Source organism: Massilia sp. (assembly GCF_046293535.1).
In the GTDB taxonomy this organism is placed as follows: Bacteria; Pseudomonadota; Gammaproteobacteria; order Burkholderiales; family Burkholderiaceae_D; genus Telluria.
Window position 1 is genome coordinate 50,544 of record NZ_JBKBOV010000017.1, and the last position, 22,489, is coordinate 73,032.

Below are 22,489 nucleotides of genomic sequence, written 5' to 3' on the forward strand. Positions count from 1 at the left end.
CTCAGGCGGCCAGCAGGCGCGCCGCCTCCACGGCCGGCAGCGGCCGCGCGAACAGGTAGCCCTGCGCGAACTGGCAGCCGTAGCCGCTCAGCAGCGCGTACTGCCCTTCCGTCTCGACGCCCTCGGCCACCACCGACAGCCCCAGGCTGTTCGCCAGCGCCATCACCGCCGCCACGATGGCCCGGTCTTCCGAACTGGCTTCCAGCTCGCGCACGAAGGCGCGGTCGATCTTGATCTTGCGGACCGGGAAGCGCTTCAGGTAGGCCAGGCTCGAATAGCCGGTGCCGAAATCGTCGATCGACAGGCGCATGCCCATGTCGTTAATCTGGCGCAGGATCTCGAGCGTCTGCCCGCCGTGCTGCATCAGCGCGGTCTCCGTCAGCTCGAACTCCACCAGCGCCGGGTCGATGCCGGTTTCGCCGACGATGCGCCGGATCGAGGACACCAGCGCGTCGTGCATGAACTGGCGCGCCGACAGGTTGATCGCCAGCGGCACCGCCGGTAGGCCCTGGCGCTGCCAGGCGATGCTCTGCTCGCAGGCGCTGCGGATCACCCACTCGCCCACCGGCACGATCATGCCGTTCTCTTCCAGGATCGGGATGAACTCGTCGGGCCCCACCAGCATCTGGCCGCTCGTGTCGCCGCTGCGGCGCCAGCGCAGCAGCACCTCGAGCGCATGCAGGCGGCGCGTGGCGGTGTCGATGATCGGCTGGTAATGCAGCTCGAACTCCTTGCGCGCGAGCGCCCCGCGCAGGTTCGATTCCAGCTCGAAGCGCCGCGCCGCGGCCTGGTTCATGCGCTGGTCGAAGAACTGGTAGTTGTTGCGCCCCGCCGCCTTGGCGTGGTACATGGCCGCGTCGGCATGGCGCATCAGGGTGTCGACGTCGTCGCCGTCGTCGGGGTAGAGGCAGATGCCGATCGAGGGCGAAATGTGCAGGCTGCGGCCCTCGAAGGGAAACGGGGTCGCGAGCGCCTCGATGATCTTGTCGCCGACCTGCGCGCAGTCGCGCGCGCCGCCGACGTCCGGCAGCAGCACCACGAACTCGTCGCCCCCGAGGCGCGCCACGGTGTCGCTGTCGCGCACCGCCGTGCACAGGCGGCGCGCGACCTCGCGCAGCAACTGGTCGCCGGTGGCGTGGCCGAGCGAATCGTTGATGGTCTTGAAGCGGTCGAGGTCGAGGAACATCACGGCCAGTTTGCGGCCACTGCGGTGCGCCGCGCGCAAGGCGCAGTCGAGCCGGTCGGACAGCAGCGCACGGTTCGGCAGGCCGGTGAGGCTGTCGTGGTAGGCCATGTGGTGCACGCGCGCCTCGGCTTGGCGCCGTTCGGCGATTTCTTCCTGCAGCAAGGCATTGGCCCCGGCCAGTTCGGCGGTGCGCTCGGCCACCCGGATCTCGAGCTCGTCGCGCGCGCGCCGGATCGCCTCGGCCGCTTCGCGCCGCGCGGTGACGTCGTCGATCAGCCAGACGCTGCGCCCGCGCTTCTGGGCGGCATCGAACAGGCGTCCCGACAGGCGCGCCCAGAACGGCGTGCCGTCACGGCGCGCCATCAGGTATTCCGCCGTGTGCACCTGGCCGGCTTCGAAGCTGCGCGCGGTGTCGAGGCGCGCCAGCTTCCAGCCGGCTTCGTCCGGGTACAGGGCGCGCACCGGGGTGCCGTCCATGCCGCCGGCGGGGCTGCCGAACAGTTCTTCCATCTTGCTGTTGCAATGCAGGGTGACGCCGTCCTCGACCACCGCGATGCCGAGCACCGCGTTGTCGAGGATCGCGCGGTTCTCCATCAGGGCATTGCGCAACTGGATCTCGTCGAGACGCTCGCGGGTGCGGTCCTCGAACATCCAGATCGCGCCCAGTGCCGGGTCTTCGGGACTGAACAGGTAGCCGTTGAGCTGGCCCCAGATGCGCGAGCCGTCCTTGCGCACGAATTCGGTCTCGGCGCGGTAGGGATGGCCGCTTGCCAGCTGCGGATAGGCATTCGCGCCGAATTCCTGCCACGACTGGTCGTCCGGGTAAACGATGCGGGTCGAGCGGCCCAGCGCCTCGCCGTCGCGGTAGCCGAACATGGCGGCGAAGGCCGGGTTGTAGCGCTGGATGATGCGGTTGCGCGTGTACATGATGCCGATCGTGGCGTTCTGCATGATCGCCTGCACCTCGAACAGCGTCTGGCGCACGTCGGTGACGTCCTCGGCGATCCAGATGGTGCCGGCCTCGTGCGCGCCGGGGTCGACCGCGCGCCCGCGCAGGCGCGCCCACATGAGCGAGCCGTCACGCCGGCGGAAGGGCTGCTCGCCCTTCTCGTACAGGCCGCCGGCGGCCAGCACCGGATAGGCTTCGGCCACCAGCGCCTGGTAGGCCTCGGGCGAGGCGAAGATGTCGGCCGGACTCAGGCGGCTCAGCTCGGAGTAGGAATAGTCGAGCATCTCGCAGATGCGCGGATTGCAGGACTTGAACTGGCCCGGCAGCGTGAAGACGATGCCGACCGGCGCGTTCTCCAGGATGGCGTGCTGGTCGCGCAAGGCGATGCGCAGCATCTCGTGCTCGAGATCCCTCGGCTCTGCGGGCGTCTGGGCGGATGGGGCGCTATCGGCTGCGAGCGCGAGCGCACCTAGGTGTCGGTCCATGGTGGTTCTTGATTGTCTCTCGGCTAACTTGCCTTTTAGAAATCATAAACCACAAAGCCTCCATGTTCCAAAACTAAGAAGCATAAAGACGGGCCGTGTTGTCACGGCCCATCAATCGCATCATCCGACCAATTTCAAGCTTCTTCGAAATAATCGCCCGGGACGCGTACCCAGCCTTCCATCAGCACGCGTGCGCTGCGGCTCATGATCGCCTTGGCGACGCTCCACTCGCCGTTCGACTGCACGGCTTGCGCGCCCACCCGCAGGGTGCCGGACGGATGACCGAAGCGAACGGCCGTGCGCTCGCCGCCGCCGGCCGCCAGGTTGACCAGGGTGCCGGGAATCGCGGCGGCGGTGCCGATCGCCACCGCGGCGGTGCCCATCATCGCGTGGTGCAGCTTGCCCATCGAGAGCGCGCGCACCAGGAGGTCGACGTCGGACGCCGCCACCTGCTTGCCGCTGGAGGCGACGTAGTTCGCGGGTTTCGCCACGAAGGCCACCTTGGGCGTGTGCTGGCGCTTGGCCGCTTCCTCGATGTTGGCGATCAGGCCCATGCGCAAGGCGCCGTGGGCGCGGATGGTTTCGAACATGGCCAGCGCGCGCGGGTCGCCGTTGATGGCCTCCTGCAGCTCGGTCCCGGTGTAGCCGATCGCTTCGGCGTTCACGAAGATGGTCGGGATGCCGGCATTGATCATGGTCGCCTGCAGCCGTCCGACGCCCGGGACGTCCAGTTCGTCGACCAGGTTCCCGGTCGGGAACATCGAGCCGCCGGCGCCCTCCTCCTCGGCCGCCGGGTCGAGGAATTCGAGCTGCACCTCGGCCGCCGGGAAGGTCACGCCGTCGAGCTCGAAGTCGCCGGTTTCCTGGACTTCGCCATTCGTCACCGGGACGTGGGCGACGATGGTCTTGCCGATGTTGGCCTGCCAGATGCGTACCAATGCCACGCCGTCCCGCGGGACGCGCTCGGGGTCCACCAGGCCGCTGGCGATGGCGAAGGACCCGACCGCCGAGGACAGGTTGCCGCAGTTGCCGCTCCAGTCCACAAAAGGCTTGTCGATCGAGACCTGGCCGAACAGGTAGTCGACGTCATGGTCGGCCTTGTCGCTCCTGGCGACGATCACGGCCTTGCTGGTGCTGGAGGTGGCGCCGCCCATGCCGTCGATCTGCTTGCCGTAGGGGTCGGGGCTGCCGATCACGCGCAGCAGGAGCGCGTCGCGCGCCGGGCCGGGCACGCGCGCGGCTTCGGGGAGGTCTTGCAGGCGGAAGAACACGCCTTTGCTGGTGCCGCCGCGCATGTAGGTGGCGGGGATTTTGATTTGGTGTGTGTGTGGCATATCGCCTCAAGTTGATTTCATCGTTAGCCCACGAACGTCATCCCCGCGCTGGCGGGGATCCAATTTTGCGAACGTCATCGATACGCCGGCAACATTGGGTTCCCGCCTTCGCGGGAACGACGCGCACGGAGGGCATCCACAAGTAGTTACGCGGCGACCTTGGGAACCGACGACTCGAGGAAATCCTGCGCGAAGCGCTGCAGCACCCCGCCCGCCTCGTAGATCGCCACTTCCTCGGCGGTGTCGAGCCGGCAGGTTACCGAGACTTCGACGCGTTCGCCGTTCTTGCGGTGGATCACCAGGGTCAGGTCGGCACGCGGGGTACGCTCGCCGCGCACGTCGAAGGTCTCGGTGCCGTCCAGCCCCAGGCTCAAGCGGTTCACGCCGGGCTTGAACTCGAGCGGCAGCACGCCCATGCCGACCAGGTTGGTGCGGTGGATGCGCTCGAAGCCTTCGGCCACGATCGCTTCCACGCCCGCCAGGCGCACGCCCTTGGCCGCCCAGTCGCGCGACGAACCCTGGCCGTAGTCGGCGCCGGCGATCACGATCAGGGGCTGCTTGCGCTCCATGTAGGTCTCGATGGCTTCCCACATGCGCGTAACTTGGCCTTCCGGCTCGATGCGCGCCAGCGAGCCGGCCTTCACGTTACCCATGGCATCGAGCACCATTTCGTTCTTGAGGGTCGGATTGGCGAAGGTGGCGCGCTGCGCGGTCAGGTGGTCGCCCCGGTGGGTGGCGTAGGAGTTGAAGTCCTCTTCCGGCAGGCCCATCTTCGCCAGGTACTCGCCGGCCGCCGAATCCGGCAGGATCGCGTTCGAGGGCGACAGGTGGTCGGTGGTGATGTTGTCGCCCAGGATGGCCAGCGGACGCATGCCGGCGAGCGTGCGCTCGCCGGCCAGCGCGCCTTCCCAGTAAGGCGGGCGGCGGATGTAGGTGCTCTGCGGGCGCCAGTCGTACAGCGGGCTGACCTTCTCGCCATCGTCCACCACGCGCGCGAACATCGGGGTGTAGACCTTGCGGAACTGCTCCGGCTTGACGGCCTGCGCCACCACGGCGTCGATCTCCTCGTCGCTCGGCCACAGGTCGGCGAGACGAATGGGCGCGCCCGACGCGTCGACGCCCAGCACGTCCTTCTCGATGTCGAAGCGGATGCTGCCGGCGATCGCATAGGCCACCACCAGCGGCGGCGAGGCCAGGAAGGCCTGCTTGGCATAGGGGTGGATGCGGCCGTCGAAGTTGCGGTTGCCCGACAGGACGGCGGTCGCGTACAGGTCGCGCTCGATGATCTCCTGCTGGATCGTCGGGTCGAGCGCGCCGCTCATGCCGTTGCAGGTGGTGCAGGCGAAGGCGACCACGCCGAAGCCCAGCTTTTCCAGTTCAGGCATCAAGCCGGCTTCTTCCAGGTACAGGGCCACGGCCTTGGAACCCGGCGCCAGCGAACTCTTGACCCAGGGCTTGCGCAGCAAACCTGCGCGGTTGGCGTTGCGGGCGATCAGGCCGGCCGCGATCATGTTGCGTGGGTTGTTGGTGTTGGTGCAGCTGGTGATGGCCGCGATGATCACGGCGCCGTCCGGCATCAGGCCTGCTTCGTTCTCGACCTTGGCGGCGATGCCACGCTCGGCCAGCTCGGAGGTCGGCACGCGCTTGTGCGGGTTCGACGGACCGGCGATGTTGCGCACCACCGAGGACAGGTCGAAGGAAAGCACGCGCTCGTACTGGGCGGTCTTGAGGCTGTCGGCCCACAGGCCGGCTTCCTTGGCGTAGGTTTCGACCAGTTGCACGGTCTCTTCCTCGCGGCCGGTCAGGCGCAGGTACTTGATGGTCTGCTCGTCGATGTAGAACATCGCGGCGGTGGCGCCGAACTCGGGGGCCATGTTCGAGATGGTCGCGCGGTCGCCCAGGGTCAGCGCCGCGGCGCCCTCGCCATAGAATTCCAGATAGGCCGAGACAACCTTCGACTTGCGCAGGAACTCGGTCAGCGCCAGCACGATGTCGGTGGCGGTGATGCCCGGCTGCGGTTTGCCGGTCAGCTCGACGCCGACGATGTCCGGCAGGCGCATGTACGAGGCGCGGCCGAGCATGACGCTCTCGGCTTCCAGGCCGCCCACGCCGATGGCGATCACGCCCAGGGCGTCGACCATCGGGGTGTGCGAATCGGTGCCGACCAGGGTGTCCGGATAGGCCACGCCCTGCTCGGACTGGATCACCGGCGACATGCGCTCGAGGTTGATCTGGTGCAGGATGCCGTTGCCCGGCGGGATCACGTCGACGTTCTGGAAGGCCTTCTTGGTCCACTCGATGAAGTGGAAGCGGTCTTCGTTGCGGCGGTCCTCGATGGCGCGGTTCTTGGCGAAGGCGTCCGGGTCGAAGCCGCCGCACTCGACGGCCAGCGAATGGTCCACCACCAGCTGGGTCGGGACCACCGGGTTGACCATGGCGGGGTCGCCGCCCTGCTCTGCGATGGCGTCGCGCAGGCCGGCCAGGTCGACCAGCGCGGTCTGGCCCAGGATGTCGTGGCAGACCACCCGCGCGGGGAACCAGGGGAAGTCGAGATCGCGCTTGCGCTCGATGATTTGCTTGAGGGCATCTAGCATGCTGGCCGGGTCGCAGCGGCGGACCAGGTTCTCGGCCAGCACGCGCGAGGTATACGGCAGCGTGTCGTAGGCGCCGGGCTGGATGGCCTCGACCGCGGCGCGCGTGTCGAAGTAGTCCAGGCTGGTGCCAGGGAGGGGTTTGCGGTGGTTGGTGTTCATGGTTCAGGAATCCTCAGTGTTACCCCTTGAACCGTCATACCGGCGAAGGCCGGTATCCAATGTCAGTTGCGGACCATTCACACAGACCTGGATCCCCGCCTGCGCGGGGATGACGGTTTTTCGGGCGCGGGGCGACGGACGCGCCGCGCTCATTCGTCGATTACTTGCGATCCGCGATCGGCACGAACTGCAGGTCTTCCGGACCCACGTAGTTCGCGCTCGGGCGGATGATCTTGTTGTCGATGCGCTGCTCGATGATGTGCGCGGCCCAGCCGGAGGTGCGCGAGATCACGAACAGCGGCGTGAACATGGCGGTCGGCACGCCCATCATGTGGTAGGACACGGCCGAGAACCAGTCCAGGTTCGGGAACATCTTCTTGACTTCCCACATCACCGATTCCAGGCGCTCGGCGATGTCGAACATCTTCATCGAGCCGGCTTCCTGCGACAGCGTGCGCGCCACTTCCTTGATCACCACGTTGCGCGGGTCGCTGATGGTGTACACCGGGTGGCCGAAGCCGATCACGACTTCCTTGTTGGCCACGCGGTTGCGGATGTCGGCTTCGGCCTCGTCGGCGTTCTCGTAGCGCTTCTGGATGTCGAGGGCCACTTCGTTGGCGCCGCCGTGCTTCGGTCCGCGCAGGGCGCCGATCGCGCCGGTGATGGCCGAGTGGATGTCGGAGCCGGTGCCGGCGATCACGCGGCTGGTGAAGGTCGAGGCATTGAACTCGTGTTCGGCGTACAGGATCAGCGAGGTGTGCATCGCGCGCACCCAGGATTCGCGCGGCTTCTCGCCGTGCAGCAGGTGCAGGAAGTGGCCGCCGATCGAATCGTCGTCGGTCTCGACGTCGATCCGCTTGCCACTATGGCTGAAGTGGTACCAGTACAACAGCATCGAGCCGAAGGAGGCCATCAGGCGGTCGGCGATGTCGCGCGCGCCCGGGATGTTGTGGTCGTCCTTTTCCGGCAGGGTGCAGCCCAGCACCGACACGCCGGTGCGCATCACGTCCATCGGGTGGGCGCCGGCGGGCAGCGCCTCCAGCGCGCTCTTGACGGCCTGCGGCAGGCCGCGCAGCGACTTCAGCTTGGCCTTGTAGCCCTTCAGTTCGGCACTGGTGGGCAGCTTGCCGTGCACCAGCAGGTAGGCGATCTCTTCGAATTCGCAGGTAGTGGCGACGTCCAGGATGTCGTAGCCGCGGTAGTGCAGATCGTTGCCGGTCTTGCCGACCGAGCACAGTGCGGTATTGCCGGCGGCGACGCCGGACAGGGCCACCGATTTCTTCGGCTTGAACGTTGGGGTCTCGTTGTTCTGGGTGCTCATGCGTGGCTTCTCCTGAGTCTGAATTACTTGGTTTTCTTCTGGGCGAACAGCGCATCGAGCTTCTGTTCGTAGCTGTGGTAGTCGATGCGGTCGTACAGTTCGGCGCGGGTCTGCATCGTGTCCAGGACGTTCTTCTGGGTGCCGTCGCGGCGGATCGCCTCGTAGACGTTCTCGGCGGCCTTGTTCATGGCGCGGAAGGCCGACAGCGGGTACAGGGCGATGCCGACGCCGGCGCTACGCAGTTCGTCCAGCGTGAACAGCGGGGTCGCGCCGAATTCGGTGATGTTGGCCAGCACCGGCACCTTCACGGCATCGGCGAACTGTTTATACATCTCCAGGCTGGTCATGGCTTCGGGGAAGATCATGTCGGCGCCCGCTTCCACGCAGGCAACGGCGCGCTCGATGGCGGCATCCAGTCCTTCCACGGCCAGCGCGTCGGTGCGCGCCATGATGACGAAGTCCTCATCGGTACGGGCGTCGGCGGCCGCCTTCACGCGGTCCACCATCTCGTCCTTGCCGACGATCTCCTTGCCCGGGCGATGGCCGCAGCGCTTGGCGCCGACCTGGTCCTCGATGTGGCAGGCGGCGGCGCCGGCCTTGATGAGCGAGCGCACGGTGCGCGCGACGTTGAAGGCCGAGGCGCCGAAACCGGTGTCGATGTCGACCAGCAGCGGAGTATCGCACACGTCGGTGATGCGGCGCACGTCGATCAGGACGTCTTCCAGGCTCGAGATGCCGAGGTCCGGCAAGCCCAGGGAACCGGCGGCCACGCCGCCGCCCGACAGGTAGATGGCGCGGTAGCCGGCGCGCTTGGCCAGCAGCGCGTGGTTGGCGTTGATGGCGCCGATGACCTGCAGCGGGGATTCTTCCTGGACGGCCTGGCGGAACGCGGCGCCGGCGGAGTAGTGGCTCATGCTGAAGCTTTCGAATGAGGGTTGATCGGGTATGCCCTTCTTGATGCAATTGGCGTGCCAGTACGGCTTTGCTTCAAAATCAAGGACTTGGGGCGAATTCACCGGCGCTATTGTTTCATTGAAACGAAACGTGAAACAAGATTGAAACATTGTAGCAACAAAAAAACCCCGCCGTAGCGGGGTTTGGTTCAGGCGCAGGCGTCTAGTGTGCGCTTGCCGCCGACGCACCGATACCGGTTTCCGAACGCACTTCCTGCGCCTCGAAGCCGGCCTTGTCGATCGCGGCGCGCGGGCTCTTGTCGGTCACCGAGAAGAACCAGATGCCGAAGAAGCCGACCGCCATCGAGAAGATCGCCGGCGAGGTGTAGGGGAAGATCGCCGTGGCGTTGCCCAGCACGTCGACCCACACCGACTTCGAGACCAGGGTCAGCACGACCGCGGTCGCCAGGCCCAGGAAGCCACCGATGGTGGCGCCGCGGGTGGTGCAATCCTTCCACAGCACCGACATGAACAGCACCGGGAAGTTGGCCGAGGCCGCGATGGCGAAGGCCAGCGACACCATGAAGGCGACGTTCTGCTTCTCGAACGCGATCCCGAGCAGCACCGCGATCACGCCCAGGGCGATGGTGGTGATCTTCGAGACCTTCAGTTCGTCGGCGCTGTTGGCCTTGCCCTTCTTGAACACGGTCGCGTACAGGTCGTGCGACACCGCCGAGGCACCCGACAGGGTCAGGCCGGCCACCACCGCCAGGATGGTCGCGAAGGCCACCGCCGAGATGAAGCCCAGGAAGATGTCGCCGCCCACGGCGCTGGCCAGGTGCACCGCCGCCATGTTGTTGCCGCCCAGGAGCTTGCCTGCCGCATCCTTGAAGGCCGGATTGGTGCCGACCAGCACGATCGCGCCGAAGCCGATGATGAAGGTCAGGATGTAGAAGTAGCCGATCCAGGTGGTGGCCCACAGCACCGACTTGCGCGCCTCTTTCGCGCTGGGGACGGTGAAGAAGCGCATCAGGATGTGCGGCAGGCCGGCGGTGCCGAACATCAGCGCCATGCCGAAGGAAATCGCCGAGATCGGGTCTTTCAGGAAGGTGCCCGGTCCCATGATCGAATCGCCCTTGGCGTGCACCTCGGTGGCGGCCGAGAACAGCTGTTCCGGGCTGAAGTTGTATTGCGACATCACCGCGAAGGCCATGTAGGAGGCGCCCGAGAGCAGCAGCACCGCCTTGATGATCTGCACCCAGGTGGTGGCGGTCATGCCGCCGAACAGCACGTAGACCATCATCAGGACGCCGACGATCAACACCGCGATCCAGTACTCGAGGCCGAACAGCAGCTTGATCAGCTGGCCGGCGCCGACCATCTGCGCGATCAGGTAGAAGGCCACCACCACCAGGGTGCCGGAGGCCGCGAACACGCGGATCGGCTTCTGGTGGAAGCGGTAGGCGGCCACGTCGGCGAAGGTGTAGCGGCCCAGGTTGCGCAGGCGCTCGGCCATCAGGAAGGTGATGACCGGCCAGCCGACCAGGAAGCCGATCGCGTAGATCAGGCCGTCGAAGCCGTCCAGGAACACGGCGGCCGAGATGCCGAGGAAGGATGCGGCCGACATGAAGTCGCCTGCGATCGCCAGGCCGTTCTGGAAACCGGAAATGCCGCCGCCGGCGGTGTAGAAGTCGGAGGCCGAGCGGGTCTTGGCGGCGGCCCACTTGGTGATGAACAGGGTCCCCACCACGAACAGCGCGAACATGCTGATCGCGGTCCAGTTGGTGGCCTGCTTGGTGGCCTGGCCGAGGTCGGGTGCGGCGAGGACGGCGCCGCTGGCGAGCAGCAATGCTGCTGCGATGGACGAACGGTTCAGGGCCTTCATGCCGCCACCTTCTTTCCGCTGCCGCTGCCGTTGCCGCCGGCCACGTTGGCCTTGATCGCGTCGGTCAGCTGGTCGTACTCGCTGTTGGCGCGGCGCACGTAGATGGCGGTCACCACGATGGTGAACAGGATCACGAACAGGCCCAGCGGGATGCCCCAGGTCATGACGCCGTCGCCGATGCGGCTGCCCATGAATTCCTTGTCGAAGGCGCAGAGCAAGGTGAAGCCGTAGTACACGACCATCATGCTCCAGGTGAGGATCCAGCCGAAGCGCGAGCGCTTGCTGACCAGCTTGCGGTAATTGGGGTCGGCCTTGACCCGCTGAACGATGTCTTGATCCACTTGTGTCTCCTGTTATCTATTCTGGTGATGCCTGGTATTCAGGGCTGGCTCCATCCTACGGGCATGCCCTTACCGCATTCTTACGCTGGCTTACGCGTAACTGACAACGGCCGGCCCTGCAAGTTCAAAGCTGGCGCATGGAATCGGCTACACTTGACGCATGAGTTCATCCACCCGCAGCGACGGCGACGGCGGCGACAAGCCGGTCATCTGGACCGTGTCGGTATCGCGCCTGTCCGACCTGTTCCGCGACATCACCCTCGAGTACGACCACCTGGCGACGATCGAGCCGGTCCACCTCGGCTTCGACGAAGCCGCGCGCACGCTGCGCGAGCGCCTCGCGACCGAGCGCTGCGACGTGGTGATCGCCGCAGGATCGAACGCCGCCTACCTGAAGGGCCGGATCTCGGTGCCGGTGGTGGTGGCCAAGGCCAGCGGCTTCGACGTGATGCAGGCGCTGGCGCGCGCCCGCCGCGTCTCGAACCGCATCGGCGTGATCACCTACCAGGAACCCTTGCGCGAACTGGCCGAGTTCGCCGACACCTTCGGCATCGCGATCGCCCAGCGCACCTACGTGACCGAGGAAGACGCGCGCGCCTCGATCAACGAACTCAAGGCGGCCGGCATCGCCGTGATCGTCGGCGCCGGATTGATCACGGACCTGGCCGAGGAAGCGGGTTTGCCCGCCGTGTTCCTGTACTCGGCCGCCTCGATCCGCCAGGCCTTCGACGACGCGCTCGAGATGGCGCGCCTGACGCGCCTGGAAGCGAGCCGCGGCCGCCGCGTGGCGAACGCGGATACGCGCCGCGCCCGCCGCGGCCTGCACGACCTGCGCGGCGATTCGGGCGCGATGGAGCGGCTGCGCCAGACGGTGGTGCTGTATGCGCGCTCGCCGGCCACCGTGCTGATCCAGGGCGAGACCGGCAGCGGCAAGGAACTGGTGGCGCAGGCCATCCACCGCGAAGGCCAGGCGCGCGCCGCCAACCGCCCTTTCGTTGCGGTGAACTGCGGCGCGATCGCGGAATCGCTGCTGGAATCGGAACTGTTCGGCCACGAGGAAGGCGCCTTCACCGGCGCGCGGCGCGGCGGCCACGCCGGCCTGTTCGAGGCGGCCAACGGCGGCACCCTGTTCCTCGACGAGATCGGCGAAATGCCGCTCGGCCTGCAGACCCGCCTGCTGCGGGTGCTGGAAGAGCGCGAAGTGATGCGCGTGGGCGGCACGCGGCCGGTGCCGATCGAGGTGCGCGTGATCAGCGCCACCCACTGCGACCTGGAAGCGCGCGTGCGCGAGGGGCGCTTCCGCGCCGACCTGTTCTACCGGCTGGCGGTGCTGCGCCTGGCCCTGCCGCCGCTGCGCGAACGGCTTGCCGACATCGTGCCCCTTGGCGAGTGGTCGCTCAAGAATGCGCTGGCGGCGCTGGGCGCCAGGCCGCATCCGAACCTGCACGCCGAGATGCGGGCCTGCGCGCCGGTGCTCGAAGCCTACCCCTGGCCCGGCAACGTGCGCGAGCTGCGCAACCTGATGGAACGGCTGGCGCTGTTCCTGGCGGCGGAGCCGCTGCAGGCGCTGACGCCGAGTTTCCTGGTTTCTATTGCTCCTGAGCTAAACAAGGCGGCGGCCGTGCCTGCGCCTACGCCGGAGGCCGAGTCGGAGAGCATTGCCGCGGTGCTGGCGCGCTTCAACGGCCAGCGCGATGCGGCGGCGAAGCACCTGGGGATCAGCCGCACCACCCTGTGGCGGCGCTTGAAGACCGAGAACCCGTAGGGTGGGCGGCTTGTCCGCCCACGCGGTGATTGTTATCGGCTCCGTTTTCGGGCGCGATGATCTTGCTGCAAACTATCACCGCGTGGGCGGGAAACCTGCCCACCCTACAAATTCCCCACCTCGCGCTGGATCAACACCATGCTAAATTATCGCCGTATCATGACTTTTTTACATGGCCTGGCGCCCATTGATACCAGCAAGCGCCAGCTCTTCGACTAGCGCCTGCCCATGAAGCGGCGCACCGCCCGGGTCCCCACCCGGCCTGACGGAGGCACTATGCAACACGCGTCGCAAGCTGCACTGTTTTCCCTGATCGGTGACACCCCCCTGATCGAAGTCACCCGGATCGACACCGGTCCCTGCCAGCTGTTCCTGAAACTCGAATCCCAGAATCCCGGCGGCTCCATCAAGGACCGGATCGGCCGTGCCATGATCGAGCAGGCCGAGCACGACGGACGCTTGGAGCCGGGCGGCACCGTGGTCGAAGCCACCGCCGGCAATACCGGCCTGGGCCTGGCCCTGGTGGCGCGCATCAAGGGCTACCGCGTGGTGCTGGTGGTGCCCGACAAGATGGCCGCCGAGAAGATCCTGCACCTGAAGGCGCTCGGCGCCGAGATCCACCTGACCCGCTCCGACGTCGGCAAGGGCCACCCCGAGTACTACCAGGATGTCGCGGCGCGCCTGGCAAAGGAGATTCCCGGCGCCTGGTTCGCCGACCAGTTCAACAACCCGGCCAACCCGCGCGCCCACGAAACCACCACCGGTCCCGAGATCTGGGACCAGGTCAACCACAGGCTCGACGCCATCGTGGTCGGGGTCGGCTCCTCCGGCACGCTCACCGGCCTGTCGCGCTATTTCAAGAAGACCCAGCCGAACCTGGAATTCGTGCTGGCCGACCCGAAGGGCTCGATCCTGGCCGACTACATCAATACCGGCACCCTGCGCACCGACGCCGGTTCCTGGGCCGTCGAGGGCATCGGCGAGGATTTCATTCCCGGCATCGCCGACCTGTCGCGCGTGAAGAAGGCCTATACCATCCCCGACGAGGAAAGCTTCGGCACCGCGCGCCTGCTGCTGCAGCAGGAAGGCATCCTGGCCGGGTCGTCGACCGGCACCCTGCTGGCCACCGCCCTGCGCTACTGCCGCGAACAGACCCGCCCGAAGCGCGTCGTTTCCTTCGTGTGCGACACCGGCACCCGCTACCTGAGCAAGGTGTACAGCGACGGCTGGATGGTCGACCAGGGCCTGATCACGCGCCCGAAAACGGGCGACCTGCGCGACCTGATCGGCCGCCGCCACGACCACGGCGAAGTGGTCACGGTGTCGCCCTCCGACACCTTGAACACCGCCTTCAACCGCATGCGCAACGCCGATTTGCAGCAACTGCCCGTCATCGACGACAAGGGCCGGCTGGCCGGCCTGATCGACGAATCCGATTTGCTGCTGCACGTGACGGCCGAACCCAAGCACTTCAGCGCGCCGGTGTCGAGCACCATGACCTCCTCGCTGCAGACCCTGCTGCCGACCGCCAGCATGGGCCACCTGCGCGAGATCCTCGACCGCGGGCTCACCGCCGTGATCCATGACGGCGAGCGCTTCTACGGCCTGATCACGCGCTACGACCTGCTGAACCACCTGCGAAGGACCCTGTCATGAGCGACCAGAAAAAACACCTCGCCACCCGCGTGATCCACGGCGGCCAGGCGCCGGAACCCGCCACCGGCGCCGTGATGCCGCCGATCTTCGCCACCTCGACCTTTCGCCAGGACAGCCCGGGCGTGCACAAGGGCCTGGACTACGGCCGCTCGCACAACCCGACCCGCTGGGCGCTGGAGCGCTGCGTGGCCGACATCGAAAGCGGCAGCGCGGCCTTCGCCTTCGCTTCCGGCCTGGCCGCGATCGCGGCGGTGCTGGAACTGCTGCCGGCGAACTCGCACATCGTGGCGGGCGACGACATGTACGGCGGCACCTATCGCCTGTTCGAGCGCGTGCGCAGGAAGAGCGCCGGCCACAGCTTCACCTATGCCGACCTGACCGATCCGGATGCGCTCGGCAAGGCGCTCACGCCTGAAACGAAGCTGGTGTGGGTGGAGACGCCGACCAATCCGATGCTCAAGCTCGCCGACCTGGCCGCCATCGCCGCGCTGTGCCGCGCGCGCGGCATCATCACGGTGTGCGACAACACCTTCGCCAGTCCGGTCAATCAGCGCCCGCTGGAACTGGGCTTCGACATCGTGGTGCACTCGACCACCAAGTACATGAACGGCCACTCCGACGTGATCGGCGGCGTGGCGGTGGTCGGCAAGGAGGAGCGCCACGCGGCCCTGGCCGAGGGGCTCGGCTTCATCCAGAACGCCGTCGGCGCGATCCAGGGGCCTTTCGACAGCTTCCTCGTGCTGCGCGGGATCAAGACCCTGGCCCTGCGGGTGGAGCGCAGCAGCGCCAACGCGCTGGCGCTGGCCCGGTGGCTCGAGCACGAGCCGCGGGTAGCAAAGGTGTTCTATCCGGGCCTGGAGTCGCACCCGCAGCACGCGCTGGCGCGGCGCCAGATGAACGGCTTCGGGGGCATCGTGTCGATCGACCTGGACACCGACCTCGAAGGCAGCAGGCGCTTCCTGGAAGCCTGCGAGGTCTTCACCCTGGCCGAGAGCCTGGGCGGCGTCGAGAGCCTGATCGAGCACCCTGCCCTGATGACCCACGCCAGCATCCCGGCCGAGCAGCGCGCCCAGCTGGGCATCGGTGACGGCTTGATCCGCCTGTCGGTCGGCATCGAGCACCTGGAAGACCAGCGCGACGATCTGCGCCGGGCGCTGGCCGCGATCTGACGCGTTTCGGACTCGCTACAGGCGGCACAGGCGCCCGCCGTCCACCAGCAGGGAGGCGCCCTGGACGAAGGCGGCGTCGCCAGACGCCAGGAAGGCGATCGCCGCGGCGATGTCGGCGGGCTTGCCCACCTCGGCCGCGTCGATGTGCTCGGCCCCGGACGCTACTTGCGGGTTATTCCACAGCATCGGCGTGTCGACCGCCCCGGGGAGCACGGCATTGACCCGGATGCCCCAGGGTGCGCCCTCCAGCGCCGCCGAGCGCGTCAGCGACAGCAGGGCGGCCTTGGCGGCCGCGTAAGGCGCCACGTTGACCTCGGTCTCCAGGGCATGCACGCTGGCGACGTTGACGATCGCCCCGCCCTGCCCCATATGCAGGAAGGCCTGCTTGATGAAGAAGAAGGCCCCGAGCAGGTCGACCTGCAGCACCTTCGTCCAGTCGGCCGCATCGAGTTCCGCGATCAGCTTGAAGACCATCAGTCCGGTGTTGTTGACCACCACGTCCAGCCGCCCGAAGCGCCCCATGACGCGCTCGACGGCGGTGCCGACCTGCTGTTCCACGCCGACGTCGATCAGGTCGCGGTAGGCCTGCCCGACCGGACGCAGCCGGCGCTCGAGGTCGGCGAGGCCGAGCGCGTTCACGTGGCCCTTGTTCCCGCGCAGGCCGGTGTCCCAGTCGACCTGGTCGATCAGGGAATACCAGGTGAAACCGATCAGGGGTACGCCGTTGTTCCGTACCCGCAGCACGTTGGCCCACTCCTTGCGCAGCCATTTCACGGCCTCGTCGCCGCACGGTCCTTGGCACAGATTGATTTCGGTGTGCATCACCGGCAGCCGGTAGCGGTTGTAGTACTGGTGCGTGATCACGGCGTAGCCGAAGATCTCCCCGGACGACACCGTCGAGCCATCCGCCGCCACATGGTGTTCGCTGGTCTGGTAGTAGTCGTTCCCCATGATGCAGTGGTGCTTCAGGTTGTTGTTCAGGAAGAAGTGGTACTCGTCACGCGTCATGCCGTTGTCCATCGGGTACTCGTACATCGTGGAGTCGACGCGACGCCCGTAGTTCAGGTCGAGCGACAGGAAGCGGCGCGCGTTCATGGTCTCGGCCGGGCCGATCGCGGCGGGCGAGCGGGCGTGGAAGTATTCGGTCGACTCGCTCTGGACGAACAGCGCGTCGGGGCGCACCTCGAGGATGGCGCGCATGGCCAGCAGGTTGGCCTTCACGACGTGCTCGAGGGCGGTAACGAAAGCCCGGTCGCTGCGCATCTGCTCGTTCCACCAGCCGTAGAGGGCGGAAAACAGCGCGCAGATCGACATCTCGTTGACCGGCGTGTACAGCTGGATCCAGGGATAGCGCTGGGCAAAGGCGCGCGCATAGTCGGCGAAGATCGCGGGAAAGTCGGGGTTCTGGAAGTTGCCGAGGAAGTCGGGCAGGCCGAAATGGCACAGGTCGACGATCGGCACCAGGCCGCGCCGGCGCAGGTCGGGAAACACGGCGTCGGCGAACGACCAGTCATGCCGTCCCGCGGCAAGCAGCGTCGTGTGCGGCGGGGGACCGTAGCGCAGGAAGCGGATGCCGATTTCCTGCACCAGGTCGAAGTCGCGCCCCCATTGGCGATAGTGTCCGCACTTGTCCATCTCGTCCATGCGGACCCGGCCGCCATCGATGGTCGGGATGCTGTTTTCGATGCCGGTGGCAAAGAGGAATCCGGGTTGGTTCGATACCATATGCGGTCCCGTGCGTGCCCATGCGATGTCAAGCGGACCGCCGCCCTGCGCGGCGTCTTTTCAAACTGTAGACCATGAAAGCGACGATCGCCAGGTTGACCGCCAGCAGGCCGGCGCTCAGCAGGCCCGGACGGCGCAGCAATTCGGCCAGTTCGAAGGGCAGGTAGACGGCGCCGCTGGCCGCCGCCAGGGCTTCGGCCCACGCGCGGCCCTGCCACAGGCCATAGGCCTCGACCATGCGCAGGCTCGAGTAAGCGAGGGCCGCCGCGGCCAGCTGCAGCAGGCGCGTGTCGTCCAGCTGGCCGGCAAGCTCGACGAACACCCGGGGCGTATGGGATGCGGGGTTCAAGTGCGCGTGCGCCACCAGCTGTTCGGCCAGGCGCTGGACGTCCTGGTGCAGCAGCGCGAACAGGCCGCAACCGGTCAACAGCACCAAGGTGCCCTTGGCGGCCTCGAGCGCGGCCACCGCGCGCAGTCCCTGCGACAGGCGCATGTTCTCTCCCACGGGCTCCGGCAATGCTTGTCATGGCGCGGCCGCCATGTATACTGCCGCTGCCTTCGTCCTTGTCCCTTTTACGAAAGAAACCATTGAAAAAGCTGATCTCCCACTGCATCCTGGGCTTGACCGTAGCACTGGCCCTTGGCGCCTGCAAGCGCGCCGACACACCCGCCGCGGCAAGCGCCGATACGCCTGCGGCAGCGGCCGATAGCGTGACGCTGCAAAAGATCGACACCGTGGTCGGCACCGGCAAGGAGGCCACCGACGGCGCCACCGTCGTCGTCCACTATACGGGCTGGCTGTACGAGCCGAATACCGAATCGAAGCGCGGCGCCCAGTTCGACTCCTCCAGCGGACGCGAGCCGTTCAGCTTCCACCTCGGCGGCGGCCAGGTCATTCCCGGCTGGGATGCGGGCGTGGCCGGCATGAAGGTCGGCGGCAAGCGCACCCTCATCATTCCCGCCAGCATGGGCTACGGCAGCTCGGGAGCCGGTCCGATCCCGCCGAACGCCAACCTGATCTTCGACGTCGAACTGCTCGAGGTGCGCTGAGCACGGCCCGCAGCGCGCCGGGGGTGCCGCCGCCGCGAGTCCCTTCTCCGCTCTTCCGCTTGTTCCCGGCGCCGGTTGCGCCGGCTTCCGTGCGTCCTGCTCGCAGCCCCCTCCCCCGCATGGCGCGTCCTGGTCCAGGACTGCGCGCCCGTCAGTACCACATTTCAGCTTGCTGTGTCTTGCGCACAAAAAACAACGCGCAATAAAGCTGTATTTACATCCGTCTTTTGAGAGAGAAAACCGAATTTTATATGCATGTCGCCTGAAACAAAGATATAAAATTTTTAATGGATTTGTGCAATTCCATTATTTCCAAAGCTATAGTTGTTGACAACCGGCTCTAGAGACGGGGAAAGAAAGTGGTACCGATTGACGTATATTTTTCTGAGAGAAGAGACAACATGCAAATCCGTGTATCCATGCTGCGTAGCGCGGTCGCCCTCGCGGCGCTGGCGTTCGCCGGCTCGGCCTTTGCCGCCGGACAGGAAGGCCAGACCGTGGCCAAGGACCCGCGCACCGGCAAGCTGCGCAATGCGACTGCCGCTGAGGTACAACAACTGAACGAGCTGCGCAAAGCGGAACGCGCCGCCCAGAAGGCTGCCCGCGCCGCCTCCGGCGCTCCGGTGGCCGGCGTCGCCAGCCTGCAGCAGAACGGCGTGCTCGCCGCCCACGTCGACGAAGAATCGATGATGCACACCGTGGTGCGCCGCACCGCGGACGGCAAGCTCGAGGCCGAGTGCGCCCACGGCTCGCATGCCGCCCATTCCGCCCTGTCCACCCCAGTGTCCACGCACGCCAAGGAGCACCAGAATGAAGTCCAATAAGCGTCCGAGCCTCACCCTGGTGGTGGCGGCCCTGGCCCTCGCCTGCGGCAGCATGGGCACGGCCCAGGCGGCGGCGAAAATCGTCATCAACAACCTGAACGCGACTGGCGTCGGCTTCAACGACACGACCCCGGCCACGCCCATCGGCGGCAACACCGGCACCACCCTCGGCGAGCAGCGCCTGATCGCGTTCACGCACGCGGCCAACATCTGGGGCAAGACCCTGACCAGCAACGTCCCGATCGTCATCAACGCGACCTTCGAGCCGCTCAGCTGCACCGCCACCAGCGCCGTGCTGGGCAGCGCCGGCGCCACCCAGGTGTTCGCCAACTTCCCGGGCGCGCCGAAGACCGACACCTGGTATTCCTACGCCCTGGCCAACAAGCTGTACGGCAGCGAGATCTCGACCAGCCCGGGCGGCCAGATCACCGCGCGCTTCAATTCCAACCTCGGCAACGCGAACTGCCTGGCCGGCAGCAAGTGGTACCTGGGCCTGGATGCGAACGAAGGCAACGACATCGACTTCGTCGCCACCCTGCTGCACGAAATGGGCCATGGCCTGGGCTTCCAGACCTTCACCAGCGGCGCGAGCGGCGCGGTCTTCGCCGGCCGCCCTTCGGCCTGGGACCACTTCCTGCTGGATAACACGACCGGCAAGCTGTGGGTCGACATGACCAATGCCGAGCGTGCCGCGTCGGCGCTCAAGCCGGGCGGCCTGTCCTGGACCGGCGCCCGCGTCACCGCGGCCGCACCGTCGGTCCTGACCCCGACCGCCCAGCTGCGCGTGATCGGCGCCGGCGCCAACTCGCCGTCCGGCGACCTGTACGCGGTCGGCGAAGCCGATTTCGGTCCGAAGATCGACAAGTCGCCGCTCACCGGCCAGATCGCCGCCGTCGCCCTGCAGCCCGACAGCCCGGGCTCGGCCTGCACGCCGTTCAACGCGGCCAACGCGGAAGCGGTGCGCCGCAAGATCGCCCTGGTCAGCCGCGGCACCTGCGGCTTCACGGTCAAGGTCAAGAACGCCCAGGACGCCGGCGCGATCGGCGTGATCGTGGCCGACAACGCACCGGGCGCGGTCACCGGCCTGGGCGGCGCGGATCCGTCGATCACCATCCCGGCCGTGCGCGTGTCGCAGGCCGACGGCGCGGCGATCCTCGCCAGCCTGACCAAGCCGAACGGCAACGCGAACGGCACCGTGGGCAAGCTCGAACGCTCCAAGACCCAGCTCTCGGGCGCCGATGCGCAGGGCCGCGTCACCATGTTCACGCCGAATCCGTTCCAGCAGGGCTCGTCGGTGTCGCACTACAACACCGCGACCACCCGCAACCAGCTGATGGAACCGTCGATCAGTGCGGACCTGACCCACTCGGTGACCGCCCCGACCGACCTGACCATGGAACTGTTCAAGGACATCGGCTGGTAATCCCGGCTGCCTGAACCCGCAACCGCCTGCTTGCAGGCGGTTTTTTTTCGTCAGGCGGCTGCCAGCGCGCGCGGCGCGCGCCCGCCCTGCGGCAGCTTGAAGGTCGCCACCAGCGCCGACAACTCGGCCGCCTGCCGGCGCATCGACGCGGCGGCGCTGGCGGCCTGTTCCACCATGGCCGCGTTCTGCCGGGTCGATTCGTCCATCTCGGCGATCGCCTGGCTGACCTGGGCCACGCCGCCGGCCTGTTCGCCGCTGGCGGTGGAGATGGTGTCGAGCAGGCCGGCGACGTCGTGCACGTGCTCCAGCACCGCGCGCATGGTCTCGCCCGCGGTGCCGGCGGTCCCGGTGCCGGCGGCGATCTCCGCGCTCGAGGCCTTGATCAGCCCCTTGATTTCCCTGGCCGCCGTGGCCGAATGCTGGGCCAGGTTGCGCACCTCGGCCGCCACCACCGCAAAGCCGCGCCCTTCGGCGCCGGCGCGCGCCGCTTCCACCGCCGCGTTCAGGGCCAGGATATTGGTCTGGAAGGCGATGCTGTCGATCATGCCGGTGATGTCCGTGATCCGGTCGGCCGAGGCCTTGATCGCCTCCATGCGCGCCACCACCTCCTGCACCGCCTGGGCGCTGCGCGCTGCGACGGTCGATGCCGACTGCGCCAGGGCGTTCGCGGAGCGGGCGCTGGCATTGTTGCGGGCGATGGCCTCGCTGAGTTCTTCCATCGCGCCGACGGTCTGGCGCAGGCTCGCGGCCTGGCGCTCGGTGCGGCGCGACAGGTCCTGGTTGCCGTCGGCGATGTCGCCCGAGGCCGCATCGATCGCCCGGGCCCCGGCCAGCACTTGCGAGACAGTGGCCGAGACCCCGCCGGTCATGCCGTTGAGGGCGTCGAACAGGCGGCCGATCTCGTCCGCACGCCCGTGCCGGATGACCGGACGCAGGTCGCCCTTGGCCACCTGCTCGGCCAGGCCGACGGCCTGCTGCAGCGGCCCGACGATGTTCCGGGTCAGCATCCAGGCGAGCAGCGCGCCGATGCCGAGCGCGCCCAGGCCGAGCGCCAGCACCAGCGCCTTGCCGAAGCGCGAGGCGAATGCCGATTCCTCGGCCAGGCGGTGGGCTTCCCCGGTCTCAAAGGCCAGCAGCGCTTCCAGCGCGCCGGTGTAGGCCTTGTAGCGCCGCTCCCAGTCGCCGCCGACGAGTTGCTCGACGACCCCGGTCTGGCCGAATTCCTTGGCCTGGAACAGCGCGGCCTGCACCTTGTCCAGCGCCGCCTTGCCGGCTGCGGCCCGCGCCATCAGCTCGGCCTCGCGCTCGCTGCGCGGCAGCCCGGCCAGCCTGGCTTCCAGCCCGGCGACGGCTTTCCTGCCCTGGGCCAGCTGGGCGCCGAAGTAATCCGCCAGCTCCAGGCTGTCGCTGCGCGCGATGGCGACCGTGCGCGCGCCGTTCAGGCGTTCGGCGCCGAGCAGGTCGGAAGCCAGTTGCTGCTTGGCCAGCTTGTCGTAGACCAGGTCGGCCGCAAGGAGGTCGTTCGACTGCATGCGCCATAGCGCCACGGCCGAGATGATCAGGAGAAGGAAGGAGACGACGCCGAAGGCGCCGAGGATCTTGGTGCCGGTCTGGAGCTTCACGAAATGCATGGCAAGTATCGGTTGCTGAGATACTTGCAGTTTAGAAACTCAATATGACATGGCGATGAAATGCCATGACATGCGAGCCGCGGGCGGGAACCCCGGCGC

At 67.3% G+C, this 22,489-nt stretch carries 16 protein-coding genes; 6 read left to right on the forward strand and 10 right to left on the reverse strand.

Annotation, left to right across the window (positions count from 1 at the left end; translation table 11 throughout):
- Position 1: 1 nt before the first annotated feature.
- The 7 genes from ACK4S9_RS11450 to ACK4S9_RS11480 all read right to left on the reverse strand — a co-directional run bounded on the left by ACK4S9_RS11450 (position 2) and on the right by ACK4S9_RS11480 (position 11,147).
- Positions 2-2,620 carry an EAL domain-containing protein gene (locus ACK4S9_RS11450; RefSeq protein ID WP_409725637.1) on the reverse strand — a complete coding sequence of 873 codons (2,619 nt, stop codon included), beginning with the start codon at positions 2,618-2,620 and terminating at the stop codon, positions 2-4.
- A gap of 134 nt (positions 2,621-2,754) precedes the next feature.
- Positions 2,755-3,954 carry a 2-methylaconitate cis-trans isomerase PrpF gene (gene prpF, locus ACK4S9_RS11455; protein WP_409725639.1) on the reverse strand — a complete coding sequence of 400 codons (1,200 nt, stop codon included), beginning with the start codon at positions 3,952-3,954 and terminating at the stop codon, positions 2,755-2,757.
- 146 nt (positions 3,955-4,100) lie between these two features.
- Complete coding sequence (acnD, locus tag ACK4S9_RS11460; RefSeq protein WP_409725641.1) at positions 4,101-6,707, reverse strand: Fe/S-dependent 2-methylisocitrate dehydratase AcnD; 2,607 nt, start codon at positions 6,705-6,707, stop codon at positions 4,101-4,103.
- A 160-nt stretch (positions 6,708-6,867) separates the two neighbouring features.
- Positions 6,868-8,028 carry a 2-methylcitrate synthase gene (gene prpC, locus ACK4S9_RS11465; protein WP_409725643.1) on the reverse strand — a complete coding sequence of 387 codons (1,161 nt, stop codon included), beginning with the start codon at positions 8,026-8,028 and terminating at the stop codon, positions 6,868-6,870.
- A gap of 23 nt (positions 8,029-8,051) precedes the next feature.
- Positions 8,052-8,942, reverse strand: coding sequence for a methylisocitrate lyase (prpB, locus tag ACK4S9_RS11470; RefSeq protein ID WP_409725645.1), 891 nt, complete (start codon positions 8,940-8,942; stop codon positions 8,052-8,054).
- Between the two features lie 202 nt (positions 8,943-9,144).
- Positions 9,145-10,806, reverse strand: coding sequence for a cation acetate symporter (locus tag ACK4S9_RS11475; RefSeq protein WP_409725647.1), 1,662 nt, complete (start codon positions 10,804-10,806; stop codon positions 9,145-9,147).
- Positions 10,803-11,147, reverse strand: a complete 345-nt coding sequence (locus ACK4S9_RS11480) for a DUF485 domain-containing protein (protein ID WP_409725649.1) — start codon at positions 11,145-11,147, stop codon at positions 10,803-10,805. The genes ACK4S9_RS11475 and ACK4S9_RS11480 overlap by 4 nt, the downstream gene beginning before the upstream one ends.
- A 160-nt stretch (positions 11,148-11,307) precedes the next feature.
- On the opposite strand from ACK4S9_RS11480, the gene prpR reads away from it, so the two are divergent.
- The 3 genes from prpR to ACK4S9_RS11495 all read left to right on the forward strand — a co-directional run bounded on the left by prpR (position 11,308) and on the right by ACK4S9_RS11495 (position 15,737).
- Positions 11,308-12,912, forward strand: coding sequence for a propionate catabolism operon regulatory protein PrpR (gene prpR / locus ACK4S9_RS11485; protein WP_409725651.1), 1,605 nt, complete (start codon positions 11,308-11,310; stop codon positions 12,910-12,912).
- A gap of 276 nt (positions 12,913-13,188) precedes the next feature.
- Positions 13,189-14,568 (forward strand): pyridoxal-phosphate dependent enzyme, encoded by a 1,380-nt coding sequence (locus ACK4S9_RS11490; RefSeq protein ID WP_409725653.1) that lies wholly within the window; start codon positions 13,189-13,191, stop codon positions 14,566-14,568.
- Entirely contained in the window at positions 14,565-15,737 is a 1,173-nt protein-coding gene (locus ACK4S9_RS11495) for a trans-sulfuration enzyme family protein (RefSeq protein ID WP_409725655.1), read from the forward strand. Before ACK4S9_RS11490 ends, ACK4S9_RS11495 begins: the two co-directional genes overlap by 4 nt.
- 15 nt (positions 15,738-15,752) lie before the next feature.
- On the opposite strand, the gene ACK4S9_RS11500 is transcribed toward ACK4S9_RS11495, so the two are convergent.
- Together ACK4S9_RS11500 and ACK4S9_RS11505 are read right to left on the reverse strand one after the other, a co-directional pair.
- On the reverse strand, positions 15,753-17,462 hold the full coding sequence (locus ACK4S9_RS11500; protein WP_409725657.1) for an SDR family oxidoreductase: 1,710 nt from the start codon (positions 17,460-17,462) through the stop codon (positions 15,753-15,755).
- Positions 17,463-17,490: 28 nt separating this feature from the next.
- Complete coding sequence (locus ACK4S9_RS11505) at positions 17,491-17,955, reverse strand: DUF2127 domain-containing protein (protein WP_409725659.1); 465 nt, start codon at positions 17,953-17,955, stop codon at positions 17,491-17,493.
- A gap of 95 nt (positions 17,956-18,050) precedes the next feature.
- Between ACK4S9_RS11505 and ACK4S9_RS11510 the strand changes: the two genes are divergently transcribed.
- The 3 genes from ACK4S9_RS11510 (at position 18,051) to ACK4S9_RS11520 (ending at position 20,759) form a co-directional block, all read left to right on the forward strand.
- Positions 18,051-18,512: an FKBP-type peptidyl-prolyl cis-trans isomerase gene (locus tag ACK4S9_RS11510; protein WP_409725661.1), complete on the forward strand. Its 462-nt coding sequence runs from the start codon at positions 18,051-18,053 to the stop codon at positions 18,510-18,512.
- A 401-nt stretch (positions 18,513-18,913) separates the two neighbouring features.
- Positions 18,914-19,336, forward strand: a complete 423-nt coding sequence (locus ACK4S9_RS11515) for a post-PEP-CTERM-1 domain-containing protein (RefSeq protein WP_409725663.1) — start codon at positions 18,914-18,916, stop codon at positions 19,334-19,336.
- Positions 19,323-20,759, forward strand: coding sequence for a PA domain-containing protein (locus tag ACK4S9_RS11520; protein ID WP_409725665.1), 1,437 nt, complete (start codon positions 19,323-19,325; stop codon positions 20,757-20,759). The genes ACK4S9_RS11515 and ACK4S9_RS11520 overlap by 14 nt, the downstream gene beginning before the upstream one ends.
- Before the next feature lie 50 nt (positions 20,760-20,809).
- Here the strand turns inward: ACK4S9_RS11520 and ACK4S9_RS11525 are convergent, their stop codons facing one another.
- Positions 20,810-22,390, reverse strand: a complete 1,581-nt coding sequence (locus ACK4S9_RS11525) for a methyl-accepting chemotaxis protein (RefSeq protein WP_409725667.1) — start codon at positions 22,388-22,390, stop codon at positions 20,810-20,812.
- Positions 22,391-22,489 lie beyond the last annotated feature (99 nt).

Excerpts from the sequence above, each read along its gene's own strand:
- ACK4S9_RS11450 (WP_409725637.1), bottom strand. The coding sequence starts at position 2,620 with ATGGACCGACACCTAGGTGCGCTCGCGCTCGCAGCCGATAGCGCCCCA.
- ACK4S9_RS11490 (WP_409725653.1), top strand. The coding sequence starts at position 13,189 with ATGCAACACGCGTCGCAAGCTGCACTGTTTTCCCTGATCGGTGACACC.
- ACK4S9_RS11475 (WP_409725647.1), bottom strand. The coding sequence starts at position 10,806 with ATGAAGGCCCTGAACCGTTCGTCCATCGCAGCAGCATTGCTGCTCGCC.
- prpR (WP_409725651.1), top strand. The coding sequence starts at position 11,308 with ATGAGTTCATCCACCCGCAGCGACGGCGACGGCGGCGACAAGCCGGTC.
- prpB (WP_409725645.1), bottom strand. The coding sequence starts at position 8,942 with ATGAGCCACTACTCCGCCGGCGCCGCGTTCCGCCAGGCCGTCCAGGAA.
- ACK4S9_RS11495 (WP_409725655.1), top strand. The coding sequence starts at position 14,565 with ATGAGCGACCAGAAAAAACACCTCGCCACCCGCGTGATCCACGGCGGC.
- acnD (WP_409725641.1), bottom strand. The coding sequence starts at position 6,707 with ATGAACACCAACCACCGCAAACCCCTCCCTGGCACCAGCCTGGACTAC.
- ACK4S9_RS11505 (WP_409725659.1), bottom strand. The coding sequence starts at position 17,955 with ATGCGCCTGTCGCAGGGACTGCGCGCGGTGGCCGCGCTCGAGGCCGCC.
- prpC (WP_409725643.1), bottom strand. The coding sequence starts at position 8,028 with ATGAGCACCCAGAACAACGAGACCCCAACGTTCAAGCCGAAGAAATCG.
- prpF (WP_409725639.1), bottom strand. The coding sequence starts at position 3,954 with ATGCCACACACACACCAAATCAAAATCCCCGCCACCTACATGCGCGGC.
- ACK4S9_RS11500 (WP_409725657.1), bottom strand. The coding sequence starts at position 17,462 with ATGGTATCGAACCAACCCGGATTCCTCTTTGCCACCGGCATCGAAAAC.
- ACK4S9_RS11525 (WP_409725667.1), bottom strand. The coding sequence starts at position 22,390 with ATGCATTTCGTGAAGCTCCAGACCGGCACCAAGATCCTCGGCGCCTTC.
- ACK4S9_RS11515 (WP_409725663.1), top strand. The coding sequence starts at position 18,914 with ATGCAAATCCGTGTATCCATGCTGCGTAGCGCGGTCGCCCTCGCGGCG.
- ACK4S9_RS11520 (WP_409725665.1), top strand. The coding sequence starts at position 19,323 with ATGAAGTCCAATAAGCGTCCGAGCCTCACCCTGGTGGTGGCGGCCCTG.